Raw genomic sequence first — 19,593 nt, forward strand, 5'->3', positions numbered from 1 at the left:
CAGGATAATCTAATTAATGTCATAGTTTTTGGTTGGAATAAGGGACAAAAACAAGAAGTAAACATGGGCGGAGTGACCAACCAAAACTTTGTCCAAATACCGACCGCCAAAGTCAAAGAAAGGTTGCAACAAGAATGCGATTTAAAAGGGTGGAAATTTGTCGAGCAAGATGAATCTTACACTTCAAAATCTAGCTTCCTAGACCGAGACATAATGCCCGTGAAAGTCGGTGAAAAACCCGACAATTGGCAGCCCTCGGGTAAGCGAATTAAACGAGGTTTGTACCGTTCTGCTCAGGGACTAATCTTAAATGCAGATGTTAATGGGGCAGCAAACATCATCAGAAAATCAAAGGTAGCCATAGACTCATTAATTGAGCGAGTGGGTAGTGGGTTATTGACTAACCCTTTAAGAATTAAACTTTGGGCGGATTCATCCCCCAAAGTTTGTCCTTAAGAATCCCCGTGTCTTTAGACCGGGGAGTGTCAAAAAACACTAACAACACATATTGCACGACTGTCGAATCTAGCAGATATATAGGGAATGAATAAGCAGCTAATATTTTGACTGACCCAGATACTTTATCGGGAAATGCGAGCCTTTTAGAAAATGCCAGGACTGACAAGACGAATAAAATTGCGTATGCTTGAGCAGGTATTTTAAAAAACGATCGCAGAAACCATCCCTCCGCATTAACTTCGCCGAGCAGCTAATATTCCCAAATGCTTGCTAGATAAAATAGGATAGTTGCTCCTAAAAGTTGCATTCTTCTGCGTTCGAGAACGGGTTGAATTTTGTCATAGGTTGCGCCCAAAAACAAACCTGTTGAAAATGGCAAAATCCAACTAAAAATCCAGCGATCCATCAAAGGTAGAGGTATTGATATGTATTTGAAAACTGCCAAGTAAAAGAATATTGTAAAAATTGTTTGAATTGTCAAACCCAAGAGTAAAATTTTTCTGGTTCTAAAACTCTTAATTTCACTAGCAGCCACCACCAACCGTAGCATTGAATAATTACAACGATGAAGTAATAGGGAGCCTTTACTGAGCCGGTCAGGATATCTCTAAGCAATGAGAGCAAATCAATTTTTGGGAGCGATCCCCAACTATTTAAGATGTACAAAGCTACTGACCAAAACAAAATAGGGAGGTATAATTCTTGACAGTCTTTTTTTGAATATCTGTGCGGGATTATTTTGATTGTCGGTTTTGTTGGTGAGGAAAAAACCGCTCAGCAGTAAAAATGCAGGTACGCAGAACAGTTGCAATGTGTCGATCGCGATAAACAGTATTCGGTCATCGCGAAATGCCGAGAATCCAGCATGAATAATCACAACACCGACGATCGCTAAAGCTCGGATCAAATCAAATTCAGCGAACCGATTAGAAGCTTTTTGCATGGTAAAAAGTAGATGCCACAAATTAGGGTCAAATCAAAAATTTTCTGTCTTACGGGCTTTAACTCTAGCAGAAAATATTATTTTTGCTCCTATTTTCACAAAACTTATACCAATTCAAAAAAATCTTGCTACAATCCTCAATCTGATACCAATGATTAAATTTTTCACATTCACAAAGTGGGGAGTCGGACACTCGACGGTGCCGTTTCTCTAGAACTCGATCGCCCAATTTTGTGCCAAGTCTGCCGGAAAGGGCAATAGCGTTGTTCTACCACTGGGACGATCGCCTACAAATTCAGAAAATTACCCCTAAGTCGCCGTTTGGTCAAAAGCAGTTAGCTAACCCTTGTTGTGATGGATGTGCGACGCAGAAACATTATCCAACTGATCGCGCCCGTTGCGGATCACGCGCAGCATATCGCTGAGCTTGTGCTCGATATTATCCAGCACTTGGTCAGCATAATCGTCCGCGCCGTTTTGAATTTCCTCGCATTCAGCCATCGCCCTAACTCTCATTTCTTCCAGTTCCTCTTGAGCCTGGTAGCGAATTTGTTCGACTTCCGCCAGCGTCGCCTGCTGAATTGCCTCGCAGTCGAGCAAAACTTGCTGTCGCAACTGATCTGCTTCGATCTTCGCCTGCTGGATCAGGCCCATATCGTTTAAAAGTTCTGCGGCTCGCTGTTCTGCTGCTTCTATCACTTCCTGAGCGTAGATTTGGGCTTCTTCGAGCAGTTCGTCCTTGTGCCGAATGATTATCTCGGCTTCCCCAAAGGCGATCGGCAAATTTAGCCTCACCAAGTCTAACTGATCGAGCAACTGCTCTTCATCCACCAGAGTACGTCTGGTCAGAGGAATGCGCGGACTGTCGAGAACAATTTCCTCAAGCCGGTTCAATTCCCGCTGGATGTCTACTCCTGGGGTTCGGGTGGGTTCTCCGAAAGCGGCTGTGTTCTGAGGTGATTCATTCTCAGCGCTGCCGGCGGTAATATCGGGTTCGATGCGATTTGGTTCCTGCTGGCGTAACATTTGTAAATATCTAGGGCGACGTGTTTCGGAACAAGATGATCTACGGAGCCACCAAACTTGGCGATTTCTTTAACTACACTACTACTTAAAAAGCTGTACTCGTTAGAAGTTGCCAAAAAAACTGTTTCAATTTCGCCCAGAAGGGTTTTATTGGTGTGGGCCATCTGGAGTTCCATTTCAAAATCTGTTAATACCCGGAGCCCCCGCAGCAGCACTTTGGCTTGTCGAATCTTAGCATAGTTTACTGTCAAACCCTCAAAACTGTCTACTTCTACGTTTGACAAGTGTTGGGTACAGCACCGGATCTGCTCGATCCGCTGCTCTACGGTGAACAGAGGGGTTTTGCTGGGGTTTTTGACTACGGTAACAATTACCCGATCGAACAATTTGCAGCCCCGCTCGATAATGTCTGCGTGACCAAAGGTAATGGGGTCAAAACTGCCTGGATAGATTGCAATCACGAGTTGGGCCCAACGGGGAGAGTGAGGGAGAGGGAGAGAGGGAGAGAGGGAGAGAGAGGGGGAGAGTGGGGGAGAGAGGGGGAGAGAGTGGGAGAGTGGGAGAGGGGGAGAGCGGGAGAGGGGGGAATTACGAAAATCTTCCTTGATTTTCCCGACAACTGTCAACTGTCAACTGTCAACTGACAACTGTCAACTGTCAACTGTCAACTGACAACTGACTTCTACTTTTTCAACGAATGAGCTTTGTAAAAAGTTTCGAGGCTTGGCCTGTCGCCCACAAACCGCCAGTGCCAAGGTTCATAACTGACGCCTTGGCGGTTGTTTTTGGGGAAAGACATTTCAAAGCTGAAGGCGGGAGCGTTGGCTTCTAGCCATTTGAATGCTTGGGTATTGTCAAAGCTTTGACTGAGGTTAGTTTCGGGGGCGGAGCCGTCGCCAATGTCGATCGCGTAACCGGTGTGATGTTCGCTATATCCAGGAGGGGCGCTGACTTCGGCTCGCTTGGTGGCGTTTTGCCTGCGTTCGGCTTTTACATCAAAAAATACGTGTTGTTGGTCTTCTACGGAGCGAAAGCCGGATATGGGGGCGAAATAGATCCCTGATGCTGCGGCGGAGTTGGCCATTTCCTGATATTTGGCTGCTGCGGCTTTGCGGAGTTTGATGCCACCGTCGGAGGTGACATTTACCAAGTCTGCGGCTGGTGCTTCTGGGTAAGGCAAGTGTCCCAGCAGGTTGTCTGGGGTTGCGGGTTTTGAGCTAGTAGTTGGACTTGCGGCAGATCCCGAAGGCGAACTCGCGGCTGCTGGGTTTTTTTGACTTTGCTCTGCCTGACTGGTGGCTGGGAAAAAGTTAAAGTTGAGGTTCAGCCAAATGCTGACCCCACAGGCTAATGCCGCCAACCCTAGCAGTTTCCAAATCAGCCCTTTTTTCTTGGACTGGCTCGATCCTGCTTCTGGGTATGGGTGGTCTCGCACTGCTTCTGGAATTTCGTCGGCGACAAGCTCCGAGGCTTGGGGGGGTTTTCTTGACAGACTAGCGTTATCCAAGCCAGCTCCACTCCTGCACTTCAATAAGGCTCAACGTTACAAATTGTAGACCGATACGGGCGATCGCACAGCTACAATTGCCGCTGAGTACATATCATCTCTTCCAGACTTCGCCATTTCTCCTCCGCCAACTCTCAAATATGTTTTAGTTGGGCTCCGATGCCGCCGGTTTTGGTCTAACTGGTTGGTACTGGTTTATTTTAAGTGTCATTTGCTACTTTTGGGCAAAATTTCACAATTGTGCGATCGGCACATCAAACGTCCGCGCCAATTTTAGCAGAGCACGAATTTGTCAGCCATTGTCAGATTGGGCGATCGGGCATAATTTTTCAGCGTGCTGTAGCGATCGCCCGATCGAGTGGTAATCTCTGTCAGAGTCCAACCCTTGTCGGCCGCTAGCTCTGGAAACAGAGTATATTGAGACTTTTTGAATAGAGTTTGTTTAGCAAACCCCTTAACTAATTTTATTCGTGAGTAGATCCGTCTGGCATAATTGCACCAGTGAGCGTAGCATTTTGAAATTCTGCTCCTCCTATTTTTGCATTTGTTAAGTTCGCGCCAGATAAGTCTGCAAAACTTAACCTTGCCGCGCGGAGGTCTGCTGACATTAGGTCAGCACCACGCAGTTTTGCACTGTTTAATTCAGCTTGTCGCAAATCAGCTTCAGTTAAGTCGGCTGTCGTTAGATCGGCACTAACTAATCTTGCATCATTCAAGTTTACCTGCTTCAAATTAGCTCGACTAAAATTACAGTTGTCTAGCCTTGCTCCCTGAAGCTTTGCCCCACTCAAATTCGCATCTCTAAAATCGGAACTATTCAATTGCGCTGAACTCAAATTAGCGCCTTGTAAATCTGCTCCTTTTAAGTTAACACCGATCAAATCCCTACCAGTTAGATCGACATTTGGCAGCGATACATAAGGAGCAATTGAGTAAGCGCCCGCTTTCACAGGATCGAAATCAGTAGGAAATAAAGTTGCTTCATTATAAATCGCTCCTTCAAGCTGAATACCCTTGAGATTTGCTCGATCGAGGTTGGCTTCTAAAAGGTTAGAATTACTCAGATTTGCATTTGTAAAATCAGCATTGTTTAAGTCTATTTTTCTTAAGTATAGCCCGCTTAAGTTAGCTTGACTGAGGTTTGCAGTTGTGAATTTTGTTTGTTGACTGAGTTTAGCACCGCTGAGGTTGGCACCGTTCAAATCGGCTTCACTAAAATTTGCATTTTCTAGTTTTGCTCCTCTTAAACTCGCCTTACTCAATTTGGTTTTTTCTAGTTTAGCCGATTGTAAATTAGCCTGAACAAGGTTAGCTCTTGATAAATTAGCCTGATAAAGATTGGCTGCATATAAATTAGTCTGAGAAAGATTGGCATTGATTAAATTTGCCCGATCGAAGTTGGTACTGGATAAATCCGCCTGCTCAATGTTGGCATCAACTAAGTTTGCCCGCTCCAGATTGGCACTGGATAAATTTGCCTTAGAAAGATTGACACCGCATAATTTAGATTCGCTAAAATTTGTGCTACAGAAAAGTCCATTCCTCATATCTGCTCCGTTTAAAATTGCCCCGCTGAGGTTGAGTCTCTGCCAATTAACACCCCTTAAATTAGCTTGTTTTAAATTAGCTTTGCTCAGGTTGATATCAGGAGCTAGGTTTTTACCAGTTAGATTAGCACCAGCTAAATTAATACCCGTAAAATCCCTTTCTCCCTGAGTGTAACGCTCCCAAAACTCCTCAACACTAACAACAGGTTCCAGACATTCCTCAGACTCATCCTCCACATCCTCCCAGCTATCGTCTAAAGCAATATTTTCAGCATCCGCCGCCAATCCTTCCAAATAATCAGCTCGATCGATGTCCTCCGAACTCGCTGCAAACCGCCTCTCAATTTCCTCTTCGTTTAATACTTGGCTGCTGTCAAATCGCTCAATTAATTGCTTGACAATTTGGAAATCATTAGTGCGAAGTCCCACTTCTTTTTCTGCACTTTCGTCGCTGTTAGTCAGAAAGTTATGGCTCCCCAACATGGCAAAACTCGAATCACAAACTAAAAAGTTTTCGTGAGTACCAAATAAATAAAGACAAAATAGATCGGGAAATTCGCTTTCTAATTCTTGCAAATCTGCTAAAGCATTGTAGCGCCATCCTTTGCCGATTTTTTGCCTGTCTCCCAGATAACCCCAGCCAATATCTATCAAACATCCTCGGTTCAAACACTCTCTAATTTTTTGCAGCAATTCATCATTAATGCTGTTACAATTAAGCCAAGGGCAAACAATAATCAGCCGCTCTTGTGCTACTGATAGAGCCTCCACCAACACAGCGCGACTGTTGGGACGATCGCATACTAACTGATACTGAAAGTCTGACTTTGGCTTTTCTGTGTCGGTGTCAAGTTCGATCGGCTGCTCTGAAATGACAGACATATCGCTATTTCCCAAACCACACGGCTGTTGCAGGGACGCAATTTCAGCAGTCAAACTTTCTAGCATTTGCGGTTCGGGGCGATCGTTAAATCGCTGTTTCTGTGCCTCTAACTGCCTCTTAAGTTTGGCTAAATATTTTTTCAGAATAACTTGCTCTTCTTCAAGCTGCAATACTCTCGCGGCTATAGATCCTAAATCTAGTTCGGTTTCTGACATAGTGTTCCCCTGAAATCAAAAAAAACTTTAAAAATCACGTTTGGGAATTTAGCGCCCGTTCAAATATTACCAACTTCTGCTAACTCAGCACCACCAACAGCATCTTCCTCTTCCCCTTTCTCCCCTGCATCAACCGCAACCGTTAACTTCAATCCCAAAGCCTTCAGCCAATGGGCTAAAGCATAAATTGTCGCGCTTCCTCCTAGCGACAACAAAGTATCCAACTTTTCCAAATGCAAATTAGCATCCTCCGCAGACATATTTGGTTCGCCCAAAGCCTCAAATACATCTCGCAGTGCTTTTCGCATTATTCCCATCTCTAAATCACCTTCTTCCTCTTCTCCAAATATTAGAGAAAGGTAAGCAGCAGCATAATTTGGACCTTTGAGATTGGAAATTTTAAAAGAATGATAGCTATAACTAGCCGGCATTTTGGCTTCTTTCATAATCTCTCCAATATTCTTTAGCATTGCTAATGTCTCGATCTTCAGTGCTTTTATCCCCACCGCATAGCAAAAGCACGATCGCAGATCCCACTTGTCAAAAGTAGACTCGGTAGCCTGCGCCATAGTCGATTTTAAGTTCGCAAACTCCTTCCCCAACTGAACGACAGTCTCCCAAATTGTCACTGCTAACCCGTTCAAGCCTCTTGTCAATCCAGATTTTAGCGTTAACATCTCGCAGGGAGCCAAACCATTCGGCAAACGAAACTGTGCCATTTTGTCTAATATAACGCTTAATCTCTCTGGTTGCACTTCCATAATCTCAAGTTTAGCCGATCGCCCTAACTGACAATAAAAAACCAAACATTACCAAATTCACTTTTCTCTATACCTCTTGCAACAATCACAAATTATCTGAAATTATCTGTATCTATCAATGTTGCATCTGGCTTGAATATGCGGTTTAGATATCGATGACGTGACTTATGTAGTGCAAGTCTTTTTTTCCGATTTTTAGGGTAAGAGAGACAGAACCTCCCGCTCTGCATTATCAGCCAGAGCATAATAACGAGAAAAAAAATCACATTTATTTTGTACTTTTTATATGAATTAATAAGGCAATAAATACAATTTTGCGTTGTATATTGACTGAATAAAGATTTGCTTAAAAGGTATAATTTATTAGTTTAAAATTTACATTTGTGAGCAATTATGGTATGTAAAAATGTAGGGTAAAGAATGTAGATTTTAAGTATGTTAACAATTGCGAAATGTGAGTTATGATAGAAAGTTTGGCTGCGGCGCGCGGCTTGGTTGCAGGCGCAGCGTTTCTGTTCGAGGAAAGCAGGATGCGCCTCGCTTTGACTCATTATTTTTTATGGTTTCTTTCGATGCGAAGTAAAAATAAACTTTTTTATTACGGATTTACTGTTTCTGCATTTGTTTGTTTATTTGTTTTTTTAGGCATGAGTGTCTTTTCTTTCGCGAGTTCGGCTCAAACCGAAAACAAATTTCTCTCCGCGCGGGAAAGCGATCCGATCGCAATGGGCTGGATGCAAGGTTTCCCAGCGCCCAAAAATAAGCAGTTGAAATTCGCCGACGGCTCGTTTTTCCAGTTTCCCGCCCTGCGCTGGAGCGTGGCGCACATGAACGAGTTCATGCCCGCCGTCAACGTTTCACGCGGACTGGGCGCGCCAGATCCGCTGCCTTACCGTCTCGATCCACGAATTGACTCGATCGCGTTCCGCCCGCTGAATGCCACTAAAGACATGACATGGGAAGAGTCGCTGTGGCAAAACTACACAGACGGCATTCTGGTTTTGCACCGAGGCTCGATCGTTTAGGAAAAATACTTTGGTGCGCTGGCGGCCGACAACAAACACGCCGCGATGTCGGTGACGAAATCTCTCACCGGCATCTTGGGCGCAGTTTTGGTCGCCGAAGGCAAGCTGGACGAAAACAAGCGGGTAGCCGAATACATTCCCGAACTCAAAGATTCCGCCTTTGGCGACGCTACCGTGCGCCAAGTGCTGGACATGACGACTGCGCTGCAATTCAGCGAAGAATACGCTAACCCCAAAGCCGAAATCTGGGAGTATTCCGGCGCCGGCAACCCGTTACCCAAACCCCAAGATTACAGCGGGCCCGTGGGCTACTACGCCGCGCTAAAAACGGTGAAAAAGGCCGGCACCCACGGCGAAGCCTTCGGCTACAAAACCCCCAACGCTGACGTAGCGGGCTGGCTGGTTGCCCGCGCCAGCGGCAAGTCGGTGGACGAACTTCTGGCCGATCGCGTGTGGAGCAAAATCGGCATGGAACAGGACGGCTACTATTCGGTGGACGAACTGGGTACTCCCTTCGCCGGTGGCGGCTACAACGCCGGTTTGCGCGATATGGCACGCTTTGGCGAGTTGATTCGCAACCAAGGCCGCTGGAAAGGCACGCAGGTTTTGCCCGCCCGCGCGATCGAAGATATCGCCGGCGGCGGCAGCAAAGCCGCTTTCGCCAAATCCGACCATCCCGAATTACCAGGCTGGTCTTATCGGGATATGTGGTGGAATACCGGAAACGCCCGCGGCGCTTTTGTGGCGCGTGGCGTGCACGGACAAACGATCTATTTTATTGATCCCGCAGCCGAAATGGTCATCGTGCGTTTCGCCTCCCATCCCATCGCTGGAAACAGCGCTAACGATTCGACTTCACTACCAGCTTACGAAGCTGTCGCCCGGTATTTGATCGGAGGAAATTAAGTTTATGCAGCCTACAACTCTTTTCGATTTGAGCGGCAAAGTCGCCATCGTGACCGGCGGTGGCAACGGCATCGGTGCAGCCTGTTGCCGGATGCTGGCTGATTTTGGTGCCACCGTTGTTATTGCCGATTTGAAAGTAGCGGACGCCCAAAAGGTTGCCGATGAGATTGGTGCCAGCGGCGGCAAAGCTTTGGCCGTGGAGTGCAACGTGCTCCGTGACGAAGATTTAATTGGTTTGGTGGAACGCACCATCGCCGAGTGTGGAAGCATTCATGTTCTGGTCAATAACGCTGGCGGCGGCGGTGCCGGCAAAGAAAGTCCGTTCGAGATTTCGCAGCAGCAGTTCGAGCGCCCCTTTCAACTCAATGTTTTCAGCGCGTGGCGACTGTCGCAACTCTGCGCGCCGCACATGAAGGCGGCGGGCTACGGTTCGATGGTCAATATGTCGTCGATGAGTTCCATCAATAAAAGCCCCGCCATCAGCGCCTACGCTGCTTCCAAAGCCGCCATCAATCACATGACGGCAAACCTGGCCTTCGACTACGGCCCGGTAATTCGCGTCAATGCCGTGGGCCCTGGAGCTGTCAGAACGGGTGCCTTGGCTTCGGTTCTGACTCCAGAGGTCGAAAAGCGAATGCTGGCCCATACTCCGCTTGAACGCTTGGGCGAGCCTGAAGACATCGCTGGAGCCGTTCTCTATTTTGCTGCCCCTGTATCGCAGTGGGTCAGCGGACAGGTGCTGTTCGTCAACGGCGGTGGCGTGCAGACGCTGGATTAAGCCTGTGATCGCAACACTCCTCGGACACTGCACGGCTGGGATTTTATTTCGAGGCAAGTCGGTAAATGCTCGATCGGCTTGCCAGCTCTGTGGTTGCGTCTGCAGGGGCGATCGCCCCTAGTGGTGTTTATTATAAAAAAGATCGGTAATAATGCTGGCGTCTGTAGGTCAGGCAAAATGTCAATTCGGCAGAGCCCGATCGCCCCTTGACTTCATGCGCTACAATTATTAAGAAATCTTTAGTTAAATCCGTTTAACGTCTCAGACGCATTATGAGTCTTCCCATTCGCAACGTCGCCATCATTGCTCACGTCGATCACGGCAAAACCACCCTTGTGGACGCTCTCCTCAGACAGTCCGGGGTCTTCCGCGAAGGGGAAGAAATCCCAGATTGCGTTATGGACTCCAACGACATCGAGCGCGAACGTGGCATCACCATCCTTTCCAAAAACACCGCTGTCCGATACAAAGAAACCCTGATCAACATCGTCGATACTCCCGGACACGCGGACTTCGGCGGCGAAGTCGAACGAGTGCTCGGCATGGTTGACGGTTGTTTGCTGATCGTAGATGCCAACGAAGGCCCGATGCCACAAACCCGCTTCGTGCTCAAAAAAGCCCTGGAAAAAGGACTGCGCCCGATCGTATTTGTCAACAAGATCGATCGCGATCGAGCAGACCCCCACAAAGCCGTCGATAAAGTTTTGGATCTGTTCCTCGAACTAGGTGCTGACGACGATCAGTGCGAATTTCCCTACCTCTTCGGTTCCGGCTTAAGCGGTTACGCCAAAAAACACCTCGAAGACGAAGGGGTAGATATGAAGCCCCTCTTTGAAGAAATCCTCGACCACGTACCACCCCCAGTCGGCGACCCCAACAAGCCGCTGCAACTGCAAGTAACCACCTTAGATTACTCAGAATACGTCGGTCGCATCGTCATTGGCCGCATCCACAACGGCACGATTAGAATTGGTCAACAAGCAGTCTTAATCACCGAAAGCGGCGCGCTTGTCAAATCAAAAATCTCCAAATTAATGGGCTTTGAAGGCCTGAAGCGGATTGATATCCCAGAATCTTCTGCTGGTAATCTTGTCGCAGTTGCCGGTTTTGCTGATGCGTATATTGGCGAGACAATTACCTGTCCCAACGACCCGCAAGCGCTGCCTTTAATCAAGGTAGACGAACCAACTTTGCAGATGACTTTCTCTGTGAACGATTCCCCTTTCTGCGGTCAAGAAGGAAGTTTGGTAACATCGCGTCAAATTCGCGATCGGCTAATGCGAGAACTCCAAACCAACGTCGCCTTGCGCGTCGAAGAAACCGAATCTCCCGACAAATTCCTCGTATCCGGCCGCGGCGAACTTCACCTCGGAATCCTGATCGAAAATATGCGTCGCGAAGGATACGAATTCCAAGTATCTCAGCCACAAGTAATCTACCGCGAAGTCGGCGGTCGCCCCTGCGAACCCTTTGAATGTTTGGTATTAGACGTACCCGAAGAAGCAGTCGGCGGCTGCATCGAACGCCTCGGTCAGCGCAAAGCAGAAATGCAAGATATGCACGTCAGCAGCACCGGCCGCACCCAAATCGAATTTTCAGTCCCCGCTCGCGGTTTGATTGGATTCCGAGGCGAGTTCATGCGCTTGACTCGCGGCGCTGGAATTATGAACCACAGCTTCCTCGACTATCGCCCCCTCGGTGGAGAAATTATCGCCCGTCGCAACGGAGTATTAATTTCCTTTGAAGAAGGAGTTGCAACTACTTATTCACTGAAAAATGCTGAAGACCGTGGCGTATTTTTCATTACCCCTGGAACCAAGGTTTACAGAGGGATGATTATCGGAGAAAACAACCGAGATGAAGATATGGAGCTGAATATCTGCAAGTCGAAGCAGTTGACAAACCACCGCGCATCTGGCGGTGAAGAATTGGCGCAATTGCAAGCACCAGTCGATATGAGTTTGGAGCGCGCTTTGGAATACATCGGTCAGGATGAATTGGTGGAAGTAACACCGAAATCAATTCGCTTGCGGAAGCTTTCTAAGAAGTTGGTTAAACGCTAAAAAAACTTAAGGGCTGGCAATTTGGCCAGCCCTTAGTGTCAACTTCAAACTGTATTTAAAGGCAATATTAATTTTTATCGAAATCAAAAATAGGTAAAAACGATGTCAACAGTTTATCGTTTAAAAGCCAGTGAACTAGATCGTAACTTTTTAGAACAAATTAAAGCGATTTTTGGAGATAAAGAGATTGAAATAATTGTCTCAGAATGTGATGAAACCGAATATATTTTGAAATCGGAAGTCAATAAAACCAAACTGTTGAAAGCTATTGAAAATGTTAAAGACAGACAAAATTTAGTTGAAGTCGATTTACAGGATTTGTAATGAGTAGAAGAATTATTTTTGAATCTTCTGCTTTTGCAGATTTTAATGAATGGGCAAAATTAGACAAAAAGATTTATCGCAAAATTGTAGAATTGATTAAAGATATAGATCGATCGCCCTTTGAAGGATTGGGCAAACCTGAACCTCTGAAATACGAGTTAAGTGGTTTTTGGTCGAGGCGCATTGATAACGAACATCGTTTGGTTTACCAAGTTACGGAGGTCGAAATTGCGATCGCAGCTTGTAAGAATCATTATAGTGAATGAAGCTTTAAGCAATGTAGCGATTGCTCTTTTTATCAATTTACTAAATGCGATCGCTCTCAATCTTCTTGTTGAAGTTCTTCTATTAGATTAAGTACCTTTTGGTAATTTTCTTGTTTTCCCTGCACCCGATATAAATTTTTAGCAGTGTGAAAATCCTCATCGGCTCTTTGGGAATCGCCCAGTTCATAGTGGACAATACCTCGGTTGTAATAAGCTTCAGCAAAGTCTCGTTTAAGCTTAATTGCCTGGTTATAATCCTCAAGCGCTTTCTCTTTGTTCCCCAAGCTATAGTGAATAACCCCTAGGTTGTAGAATATTTTAGGATTATTAAGATTCAGCTGAGCTGCCCGAGTATAATCTTCAAGCGCTCTTTCCAGATTTCCGGATTCCAAGTAGACATCACCTCGATTATTCCAAGCAAGGGCATAATCAGGATTTAGTTCAATTGCTCGGGTGAAATCTTTCAGTGCCCCTGGCACATCCTTCATTTGTACACGAGCAAAACCTCGGCTATTGTAGGCTTGATGATTGTTAGGATCTAGTTGAATTGCTCGGCTGTGATCTGCCTGTGATCCTCGGTAATCACGTAATTCACAAGAAATAATACCCCCGTTTTTGTGAAAATCTGAACACTTAGGATTGAGCAATATCGCCTCTGCGTAATCTTCAATTGCTCCCGGCAAGTCTCCTAGTTCATAGCGAACCTTAGCCCGGTTATTGTAGGCATCTGCATAATCAGGATTGAGCTTAATTGCTCGATCGAAATTTTCAAGTGCTACCTCAAAATCTTCTTCCTCAGCCTTTTTTATTCCCAGTTTATTGAAATCCTCAGCACAGAGAGGAGAGTTCGCTCGCATCCTCTCCAACAAATCATCAATATCACTCTCCGAAACAGAAGGTGTAGTCTCAGGCTTATTTTCAACTGAGTTAGATGACCGGGTTTTGTATCCTGCTTTCTCCAGCCAAGCAATGATACATCTGGAGTCTTTTATCTTGATGTCTTCTACTTTTCCGTGAGTAAGCTGTTTGACATACATATACACAGTGTTACTTAGATCGGTTCTCAATCCTGGGTAGTCCTTCTGAAGCTTTTTAGCTATGTCCCTAGGACTACAACCACACAGCAATCCTCGCAAATGCCGCTTCTCGACTTCTGTAAGTTCCCTTTCTTTATGCGGTGCTACTTCTCGCTTGGCATTGGCCAAGTCTTTGTACAACCGTTCTAACTCCCAGTCATTAGCAGCTAGGATGAATTCTTCTGCTGGCGAATACTGATGTTGTGCCATTTATAGGGTGTTGTTGAGTTCCTAACAAACAATCCTAACAAACTTTCTAACACTTGTTGGGTAGCTGCCAGATAAAGTTCGGCGAAGCTAGGGATGTAGTGATTCACTACTCAAAACTTAAAAAAATCTACGTCTACAACTCTGACGGAATTAATCATGTACAACAATAATCAGCACAACGAAGCCGAATTCTCCCAGCCACTACCCCCGCTTTCCCAAAAACAGGAATACGACTTCCAAACTCAAAAGAAAGTAGGAAAGACAGGAGAGGCGATCGTAGACCAGTGGTTGCAGATTCATGGCTATCGCATTGAGGATGTCTCAGATTTGCCACAGTATCAGAAAGCAGGTATTGACCGCGTACTAATTCGCCCAAACGGTTCAACTGCAACTGCTGAGTACAAGACTGATATAAAAGCCAAGCAAACTGGAAACTTGTTTTTTGAAGCTTGTGACGATCGCAACCGTCCCTGTTGGGGATGGACTTCGCAAGCCGATCTCTGGATATTTTTCATTCCTCAACAGGAGATATTGGTCGTCGAACCGGGTAAATTCAGGTTGTTAGTTTCGCAGCAACACCCAGAACTCCCGCAGAAAGTAGTACCAAATCGAGGCTACAGTGTAACTGGATTACCTGTTCCATTAGCAAAGGTGCGGAATATTGCTAGTCACGTTTTCAAGTTTCCTGACGTTCTTTTCTAAAAAGAGACTCGCTGTTAATCTGGCGATCGCCTTGAGTAGGCGATCGCCATTATTCGAGTAATAATACTTAGCAAACGCTAATTGGGCGATCGTTATGTTTTAATAAAAAATTGAGCAAAATCCAAACAAAGCCAGCCATGAGTCCTAAATCCATAGCCGTAATCAACTTCAAAGGCGGAGTCGGAAAGACCACCGTCACTTGGAGTCTGGGAAATATTATATCCCAAGGAACCGACTTAGAAGTCTTGATGTTAGACTTAGATCCGCAAATGTCCCTCACAGAGGCGATCGGGCTTAACGAAAATACAGGTCATTTAGATGATAAGTTTGGTAAGTGGTACGAAAAATCTCTGAAGCACAGACTCACAATTTACGACGCCCTCGAAGTCTTTAAAAAAGCCGGACAAAACTTTAAATTTCCCGTTGGTTTCGACACGATTTATCAGATTGACGAACAATTACATTTTATCCCTTCAGTTGAAGAACTGTATTGGTTGGATTTGGATGGATTTGAGGGAAAAAGTGTTAAAGACTTCATCCGCCAATTCAGCGGCAAAATCGCCAACTCTCCCAATCTCCCCAAATACGACTTGATGCTTTTTGACTGTTCGCCTTCCTTCAGTCTCCTCACCTATAGCGTACTCTCTTGCTGCGACTTAATATTAATTCCCGTCAATCCCGATTATTTTGGTTCTAGGGGATTGAGTTTAGTTTTAAACTCGCTCCAGAAACGGATTGAACCTTATCCGTTTCCCAAGATAGCAGTGTTTATGAATAAAGCTAAAACCTATGGAGGATTGCTGACAAATGAAGTTCAGTTTTATATGAGAGAAGTTAAAAGACTTTGCGCTGAAATATCAAAAGACAATAACATAGAAGTGAGATTTTTGGAATCGACGATTCGGGAAAGCGTCGGGTTGAAACGGGCGATTAATGAGGGAGAACTGCCGCGAGAATTAGTTAGAGAGTTTGAGCAACTGTGGCGCGAGTGTGAGGCGTATCTGAAATGATTAAAAAAGAAATATTTGGTGCTAATGAGCAAGAAAGCGAGGGGTTAGTTGATGAAATTGGCGAACTTAAGGAAATCTTGCGGGAGGTTTCCAAAAAATTAACCAGGATTGAGGCTCAAGTTAAGCGGGGAGTGCTTTCTGCTGGGTCTAAAAATTCGCAATTATCTACGGCTGCTGATGTGAATAAGCCTGCTAATTTATCGGCAGGAAATGTTTTAGAAGTTTATGAAGAACTGCGTTTGCAAGCTAAGAAGGGTCATGAATTAGAGGTGAGGCAAAAATTGTCGGCGATGAGTGCAACTGACTTGAATTTGATGTGTTGCGAGTTGGGGATGCCACCCAGTAGCAAGAATCCATCTCGAAAAAAAATGTTTGAGCTAATTATTGGTAGAATTAAACAGAGTTTGATGCTGTCGCGACATATCGATCGACAAACACTTTGAAAATTAGAAGAGAAATCGATAAAATGCGTTTTAACTTGCATTTCCCGCTGCGATATGGAACAGCCAAGAGGCCCGTTCCACAAAAGCCTCTTCCACAAGAGTTTAAGTTGAGTGCCGGGTGGGCATCTTGGCCGCCCCTGAAAAGCTTGTTGCAAATTCTGCAACTTTTCAGATTAAATAAATTATGGCCGATAAGTGCGATCGCCCTCATCTCCCTAACACTCTCAATCACCAGGTTTTTGAGCCTGCAAAGCCCTCCGACAATCGCAGCCCAAAAATCAAGCATACTGGCATTTGTGGCTCTCCAGAGGCGCGGCAGCGAGAACAGATCCCCTTTATTTGCGGTCAATGCTACCAGTTCCGCTCGCCGCGAACTTACACCTAATATAGATGTTATCGCTCCCCTAGTGTGGTCGCCCAACGGCCAGCAACTGGCTTTCGTTGGCGGATACAGCGACATCTATACAGTCAATGCTGACGGTTCTCGACTAACTAAACAGTTTGCTGAGGCTGGTTGCAAAGCAGCTAATTTTGAAATAGCTTGGTTTTCCAACAGCCAGAAACTTGTTTTTGCCCGTTCCTGTGACGGTTCTACCTCTGATTCTCCCGGCACCCAATCACTTTATACAAGCAACACTTCTGGCATTAAAGGAACTAAATTAGTTCTGGAGTTGGAACTAGGAGGAGAGCCGCCTAAAACGGAAATTTCATCACAATTTTACCTTTCGCCGGACGGTCAGCAGGTAGTATTTGTTAAGGATAAAAATATCTACAAAATGAATGCCGACGGTTCGGGAATGACCAAACTAACTAAAAGTCCCGGCGAATATATATCCGGCGGAGGTCAACTTGTTTGGTCGCCCGATCGCACAAAAATTGCTTTCCTGTTCGGCGCTTATCCGAAACAGCAAATTTACACAATTAATGCCGATGGAACCAACCTCAAAAAATTGACAAACAACCCGCAAAATGAGGTTTACAACGGCAAACTATTGTGGTCGCCCGACAGCAGTCGCATTGCTTACTATTACAATAAACCTGGCGATTCATCAGGCGAACAGCAAGATATCTACCTGCTCGACATTAAGCGGGGGACAGCCAAGAACCTCACCCAAAAACCCAGAAACTACGACGAACTTTCATGGTCGCCGGATGGCAAACTTATTGCCTTCGTCGCCGGAGACTTCAACAATCAAAAACTATACACAATTAATGCTGACGGGAACCAGCTAAATCAACTAGCTACCAGGCTAAAACCGTCGGGAATTTCAGAATTAGCTTGGTCTACTGACAGCCAGCAAATTGCTTTTATATTTAATGAAATCCAAGGAGACAAAAGCAACTTGTATGTAATTAATCGGGACGGTTCGGTATTAACTAAATTAACAAATGACCAGGATTTGTATCCTGGCAATCCGGTTTGGCAACCGCAGTAAAGTTACGGGTTAATTAATACAGTCGTGGATACAAAAAGCAACGGAGGAGGACACGGCAATGCCGTTTCCCTACCCGAAAAAAATCGTAGCACGGGCGAATACCCGCCCGCGATCGCGAGGGATGTAACTAAGTAATTGGACAGAATTAATTACACACTGATTTTTTGCTGATTCTTTACTAGGCAAGGCTTGTAGCCCAGAGTTTTGTGTAATTAATTGTGTCTTACTACTTATCGCCTGATTAATTAATTGTAGGGAAACGGCACTGCCGTGTCCTGACTGTGGGTAATATTAATTCCCATGCCACCGGATTTAATATTCTGCGTCTAAGACTTTCAAATTGGGGAAGAAGCAAGAATTTTTTTCTCCTTTAATTGCTGGTTAACTTGCAACTCATCTCCCTCAAGTTCCAAGTGTTTTTCATCCTGCACTTGTTTGTCAATTTTGGGCAACTTTAAAATCGCCCCAGCCAAAACCCAGTAATACACTGACACTGGATCTACATCCAGCGGATAGTATTGAGGATTGATCGTAATAAATCCCACAAAAACCCAAAAACTAGCTCCGTAACTCCGCAAATTTTTGTCTTTCACAGCACGGTAAGCTCGAAAAGTTAGAAAAGCTAAGTGTAAAAGCATGATTTGAAAAGCAATCATTCCCGGATAACCTAGTTCGTACATCAACTTAGGTTGGAAAGTCTCAATTAGCTGCGTGAAACCAAAAATCCGCGTTGAATTAGTAGCTCGTCCCACACCTCTACCGAGAGGTTTGTCAATGATAAAATTGTGGCTCTGCTCGAACTGATTAAACAGAAATTGCTGGGGCGGTGCAGCATTCCAGCGGTCAACAAAACTCTCCCACCGCTGTTCGACAACTCCCGGATTAGTTGCTGCACCGAAAAACAGCAGAATTGCCAATCCTGCACCGATGGGAATAAATCGTTTGAAATTAACAAATTGACCCGTGAGAACGAGCAGGATAGCGGTGGTAGCTGGAACCATAACTAAAGCTGCTCTTTGACCGGAAATAACTGCATTAGCAAATACTAATGCCATGCCAAATAAACCGATAACTCGCCACCAGAATGAAGGATCGCAAAAGGCTGAAGCAAAGGTTAAAAAAGCATTAGAAATTAAAAACCAAGCCCACTGCCAAGGGGCTACAAAAGTTCCCGGTAAGCGGATAAACTTGACTTCGGGACTGAATACCAGAGAACCTCCGACAAAACATCTAGCTTGCAGCGTGGCTTTATATAATTCTTCTCCGGTCATTCCTCTGGTGCCGGCGCACTTGCCACTTTGCAGCAACAGGTATTGAATCAAACCGAGAAGACAGCAGGCGATCGCCAAAACTACGTGCATTCTACCAAAAAACACCAAATCCTTTTTAGTGCGGATCAGATAATAGGTACAAGCAATCAGCGGTATGTAACCTATCAATACTTTTAAGCCGAGAATTGCTTGCAGAATGGGTTTGTCGCCCTTCATCGGGTGGAGTTGCATTTCCCCGTTGACAAAAATTAAAGTCAGCATTGCCATCATCAACAGGATGCTGAAGGTTGAAAGCATTTCTTTCGGAATAAACAGGGGTAACTGTTTCTTTTTGCAGCTTTGAATGAGGCCGATGAGAGCGGGTATGTAGAAAGCATCTTTGGCTACTTGAAATGCAGCATTCCCGCCGCCAATTGCGTAAGTAATTGTACCGCTAAAAGGGAGGTAAATTAGAAAACTCCACAAAGCTTGACGGGGGTATTTGTAGGAAAACTGCAAGATGGCTACAGCAACGCCTCCTGCAATAGCAATCTTAGGGCGGGCTACGAATAACAGGGGGATGCTGACAGCAACGCTGACCAGGCAGCAAATGACGATCGCCTGTACTAATTCATTGCGCTTTTCTGAAGTTTTGCGTTTTTGTGCGGCTACTTCTTTTTTGCTGAGTGCTGTTGTTTTTTCGCTGTGCTTGTGTTTGGATTTTTTGGATTTGCGCTTGGTTTTCAACATAACTTCTAGAAGG

The 19,593-nt window shown here is 45.3% G+C and carries 21 protein-coding genes; 12 read left to right on the forward strand and 9 right to left on the reverse strand.

Going from position 1 to position 19,593, the window contains the following annotated elements:
- Window positions 1-456, forward strand: a 456-nt coding sequence (locus QUB13_RS27380) for a zinc ribbon domain-containing protein (RefSeq protein ID WP_442922207.1), incomplete at its 5' end; no start/stop codon positions are given.
- Window positions 457-709: 253 nt separating this feature from the next.
- Here QUB13_RS27380 and QUB13_RS27385 read toward each other — a convergent pair.
- The 5 genes from QUB13_RS27385 to QUB13_RS27405 all read right to left on the reverse strand — a co-directional run bounded on the left by QUB13_RS27385 (window position 710) and on the right by QUB13_RS27405 (window position 3,935).
- Window positions 710-1,009, reverse strand: coding sequence for a hypothetical protein (locus QUB13_RS27385; protein WP_333387474.1), 300 nt, complete (start codon window positions 1,007-1,009; stop codon window positions 710-712).
- A 99-nt stretch (window positions 1,010-1,108) separates the two neighbouring features.
- On the reverse strand, window positions 1,109-1,402 hold the full coding sequence (locus tag QUB13_RS27390) for an acyltransferase family protein (protein ID WP_333387477.1): 294 nt from the start codon (window positions 1,400-1,402) through the stop codon (window positions 1,109-1,111).
- 339 nt (window positions 1,403-1,741) lie between these two features.
- Window positions 1,742-2,428 (reverse strand): DivIVA domain-containing protein, encoded by a 687-nt coding sequence (locus QUB13_RS27395; RefSeq protein WP_333387481.1) that lies wholly within the window; start codon window positions 2,426-2,428, stop codon window positions 1,742-1,744.
- Window positions 2,311-2,889: a pantetheine-phosphate adenylyltransferase gene (coaD, locus tag QUB13_RS27400; RefSeq protein ID WP_194012120.1), complete on the reverse strand. Its 579-nt coding sequence runs from the start codon at window positions 2,887-2,889 to the stop codon at window positions 2,311-2,313. Before coaD ends, QUB13_RS27395 begins: the two co-directional genes overlap by 118 nt.
- Window positions 2,890-3,110: 221 nt before the next feature.
- Entirely contained in the window at window positions 3,111-3,935 is an 825-nt protein-coding gene (locus QUB13_RS27405) for a M15 family metallopeptidase (protein ID WP_333387485.1), read from the reverse strand.
- Between the two features lie 204 nt (window positions 3,936-4,139).
- Here QUB13_RS27405 and QUB13_RS30555 point away from each other — a divergent pair, with 204 nt between their 5' ends.
- Window positions 4,140-4,334: a hypothetical protein gene (locus tag QUB13_RS30555; RefSeq protein ID WP_442922208.1), complete on the forward strand. Its 195-nt coding sequence runs from the start codon at window positions 4,140-4,142 to the stop codon at window positions 4,332-4,334.
- Between the two features lie 65 nt (window positions 4,335-4,399).
- Here QUB13_RS30555 and QUB13_RS27415 read toward each other — a convergent pair whose 3' ends face one another.
- The gene (locus tag QUB13_RS27415) at window positions 4,400-6,580 is read right to left on the reverse strand and encodes a pentapeptide repeat-containing protein (RefSeq protein ID WP_333387488.1); all 2,181 of its coding nucleotides are present in this window, start codon (window positions 6,578-6,580) and stop codon (window positions 4,400-4,402) included.
- Window positions 6,581-7,120: 540 nt separating this feature from the next.
- Window positions 7,121-7,321 (reverse strand): type II toxin-antitoxin system RelE/ParE family toxin, encoded by a 201-nt coding sequence (locus QUB13_RS30560; protein WP_442922209.1) that lies wholly within the window; start codon window positions 7,319-7,321, stop codon window positions 7,121-7,123.
- A 481-nt stretch (window positions 7,322-7,802) separates the two neighbouring features.
- Between QUB13_RS30560 and QUB13_RS27425 the strand changes: the two genes are divergently transcribed.
- The 6 genes from QUB13_RS27425 to QUB13_RS27450 all read left to right on the forward strand — a co-directional run bounded on the left by QUB13_RS27425 (window position 7,803) and on the right by QUB13_RS27450 (window position 12,703).
- Window positions 7,803-8,366 (forward strand): hypothetical protein, encoded by a 564-nt coding sequence (locus QUB13_RS27425; protein WP_333387491.1) that lies wholly within the window; start codon window positions 7,803-7,805, stop codon window positions 8,364-8,366.
- An 18-nt stretch (window positions 8,367-8,384) separates the two neighbouring features.
- On the forward strand, window positions 8,385-9,272 hold the full coding sequence (locus QUB13_RS27430; protein ID WP_333387546.1) for a serine hydrolase domain-containing protein: 888 nt from the start codon (window positions 8,385-8,387) through the stop codon (window positions 9,270-9,272).
- Window positions 9,273-9,276: 4 nt separating this feature from the next.
- The gene (locus QUB13_RS27435) at window positions 9,277-10,050 is read left to right on the forward strand and encodes a glucose 1-dehydrogenase (protein ID WP_333387494.1); all 774 of its coding nucleotides are present in this window, start codon (window positions 9,277-9,279) and stop codon (window positions 10,048-10,050) included.
- 272 nt (window positions 10,051-10,322) lie between these two features.
- Window positions 10,323-12,113 (forward strand): translational GTPase TypA, encoded by a 1,791-nt coding sequence (gene typA, locus QUB13_RS27440; protein ID WP_333387497.1) that lies wholly within the window; start codon window positions 10,323-10,325, stop codon window positions 12,111-12,113.
- 102 nt (window positions 12,114-12,215) lie between these two features.
- Window positions 12,216-12,437 carry a hypothetical protein gene (locus tag QUB13_RS27445; protein ID WP_333387500.1) on the forward strand — a complete coding sequence of 74 codons (222 nt, stop codon included), beginning with the start codon at window positions 12,216-12,218 and terminating at the stop codon, window positions 12,435-12,437.
- Window positions 12,437-12,703 (forward strand): Txe/YoeB family addiction module toxin, encoded by a 267-nt coding sequence (locus QUB13_RS27450; RefSeq protein WP_332967907.1) that lies wholly within the window; start codon window positions 12,437-12,439, stop codon window positions 12,701-12,703. The genes QUB13_RS27445 and QUB13_RS27450 overlap by 1 nt, the downstream gene beginning before the upstream one ends.
- Before the next feature lie 56 nt (window positions 12,704-12,759).
- On the opposite strand, the gene QUB13_RS27455 is transcribed toward QUB13_RS27450, so the two are convergent.
- Complete coding sequence (locus QUB13_RS27455; RefSeq protein ID WP_333387503.1) at window positions 12,760-13,989, reverse strand: tetratricopeptide repeat protein; 1,230 nt, start codon at window positions 13,987-13,989, stop codon at window positions 12,760-12,762.
- A gap of 156 nt (window positions 13,990-14,145) precedes the next feature.
- Here QUB13_RS27455 and QUB13_RS27460 point away from each other — a divergent pair, with 156 nt between their 5' ends.
- The 4 genes from QUB13_RS27460 to QUB13_RS27475 all read left to right on the forward strand — a co-directional run bounded on the left by QUB13_RS27460 (window position 14,146) and on the right by QUB13_RS27475 (window position 17,580).
- The gene (locus QUB13_RS27460) at window positions 14,146-14,691 is read left to right on the forward strand and encodes a hypothetical protein (protein ID WP_333387507.1); all 546 of its coding nucleotides are present in this window, start codon (window positions 14,146-14,148) and stop codon (window positions 14,689-14,691) included.
- Between the two features lie 137 nt (window positions 14,692-14,828).
- Entirely contained in the window at window positions 14,829-15,701 is an 873-nt protein-coding gene (locus QUB13_RS27465) for a ParA family protein (RefSeq protein ID WP_333387510.1), read from the forward strand.
- Window positions 15,698-16,144, forward strand: coding sequence for a hypothetical protein (locus QUB13_RS27470; protein ID WP_333387513.1), 447 nt, complete (start codon window positions 15,698-15,700; stop codon window positions 16,142-16,144). The genes QUB13_RS27465 and QUB13_RS27470 overlap by 4 nt, the downstream gene beginning before the upstream one ends.
- Before the next feature lie 23 nt (window positions 16,145-16,167).
- On the forward strand, window positions 16,168-17,580 hold the full coding sequence (locus tag QUB13_RS27475) for a DUF5050 domain-containing protein (protein WP_333387516.1): 1,413 nt from the start codon (window positions 16,168-16,170) through the stop codon (window positions 17,578-17,580).
- Window positions 17,581-17,915: 335 nt separating this feature from the next.
- Here QUB13_RS27475 and hpsL read toward each other — a convergent pair whose 3' ends face one another.
- Window positions 17,916-19,580: a hormogonium polysaccharide biosynthesis protein HpsL gene (gene hpsL / locus QUB13_RS27480; RefSeq protein WP_333387519.1), complete on the reverse strand. Its 1,665-nt coding sequence runs from the start codon at window positions 19,578-19,580 to the stop codon at window positions 17,916-17,918.
- Window positions 19,581-19,593: the final 13 nt, after the last annotated feature.

It is taken from the genome of Microcoleus sp. B4-D4 (assembly GCF_036705185.1).
GTDB lineage: Bacteria > Cyanobacteriota > Cyanobacteriia > Cyanobacteriales > Microcoleaceae > Microcoleus.

Excerpts from the sequence above, each read along its gene's own strand:
- QUB13_RS27385 (WP_333387474.1), bottom strand. The coding sequence starts at position 1,009 with ATGCTACGGTTGGTGGTGGCTGCTAGTGAAATTAAGAGTTTTAGAACC.
- QUB13_RS27390 (WP_333387477.1), bottom strand. The coding sequence starts at position 1,402 with ATGCAAAAAGCTTCTAATCGGTTCGCTGAATTTGATTTGATCCGAGCT.
- QUB13_RS27395 (WP_333387481.1), bottom strand. The coding sequence starts at position 2,428 with ATGTTACGCCAGCAGGAACCAAATCGCATCGAACCCGATATTACCGCC.
- QUB13_RS27415 (WP_333387488.1), bottom strand. The coding sequence starts at position 6,580 with ATGTCAGAAACCGAACTAGATTTAGGATCTATAGCCGCGAGAGTATTG.
- QUB13_RS27425 (WP_333387491.1), top strand. The coding sequence starts at position 7,803 with ATGATAGAAAGTTTGGCTGCGGCGCGCGGCTTGGTTGCAGGCGCAGCG.
- QUB13_RS27435 (WP_333387494.1), top strand. The coding sequence starts at position 9,277 with ATGCAGCCTACAACTCTTTTCGATTTGAGCGGCAAAGTCGCCATCGTG.
- typA (WP_333387497.1), top strand. The coding sequence starts at position 10,323 with ATGAGTCTTCCCATTCGCAACGTCGCCATCATTGCTCACGTCGATCAC.
- QUB13_RS27445 (WP_333387500.1), top strand. The coding sequence starts at position 12,216 with ATGTCAACAGTTTATCGTTTAAAAGCCAGTGAACTAGATCGTAACTTT.
- QUB13_RS27450 (WP_332967907.1), top strand. The coding sequence starts at position 12,437 with ATGAGTAGAAGAATTATTTTTGAATCTTCTGCTTTTGCAGATTTTAAT.
- QUB13_RS27455 (WP_333387503.1), bottom strand. The coding sequence starts at position 13,989 with ATGGCACAACATCAGTATTCGCCAGCAGAAGAATTCATCCTAGCTGCT.
- QUB13_RS27460 (WP_333387507.1), top strand. The coding sequence starts at position 14,146 with ATGTACAACAATAATCAGCACAACGAAGCCGAATTCTCCCAGCCACTA.
- QUB13_RS27465 (WP_333387510.1), top strand. The coding sequence starts at position 14,829 with ATGAGTCCTAAATCCATAGCCGTAATCAACTTCAAAGGCGGAGTCGGA.
- QUB13_RS27470 (WP_333387513.1), top strand. The coding sequence starts at position 15,698 with ATGATTAAAAAAGAAATATTTGGTGCTAATGAGCAAGAAAGCGAGGGG.
- QUB13_RS27475 (WP_333387516.1), top strand. The coding sequence starts at position 16,168 with ATGCGTTTTAACTTGCATTTCCCGCTGCGATATGGAACAGCCAAGAGG.
- hpsL (WP_333387519.1), bottom strand. The coding sequence starts at position 19,580 with ATGTTGAAAACCAAGCGCAAATCCAAAAAATCCAAACACAAGCACAGC.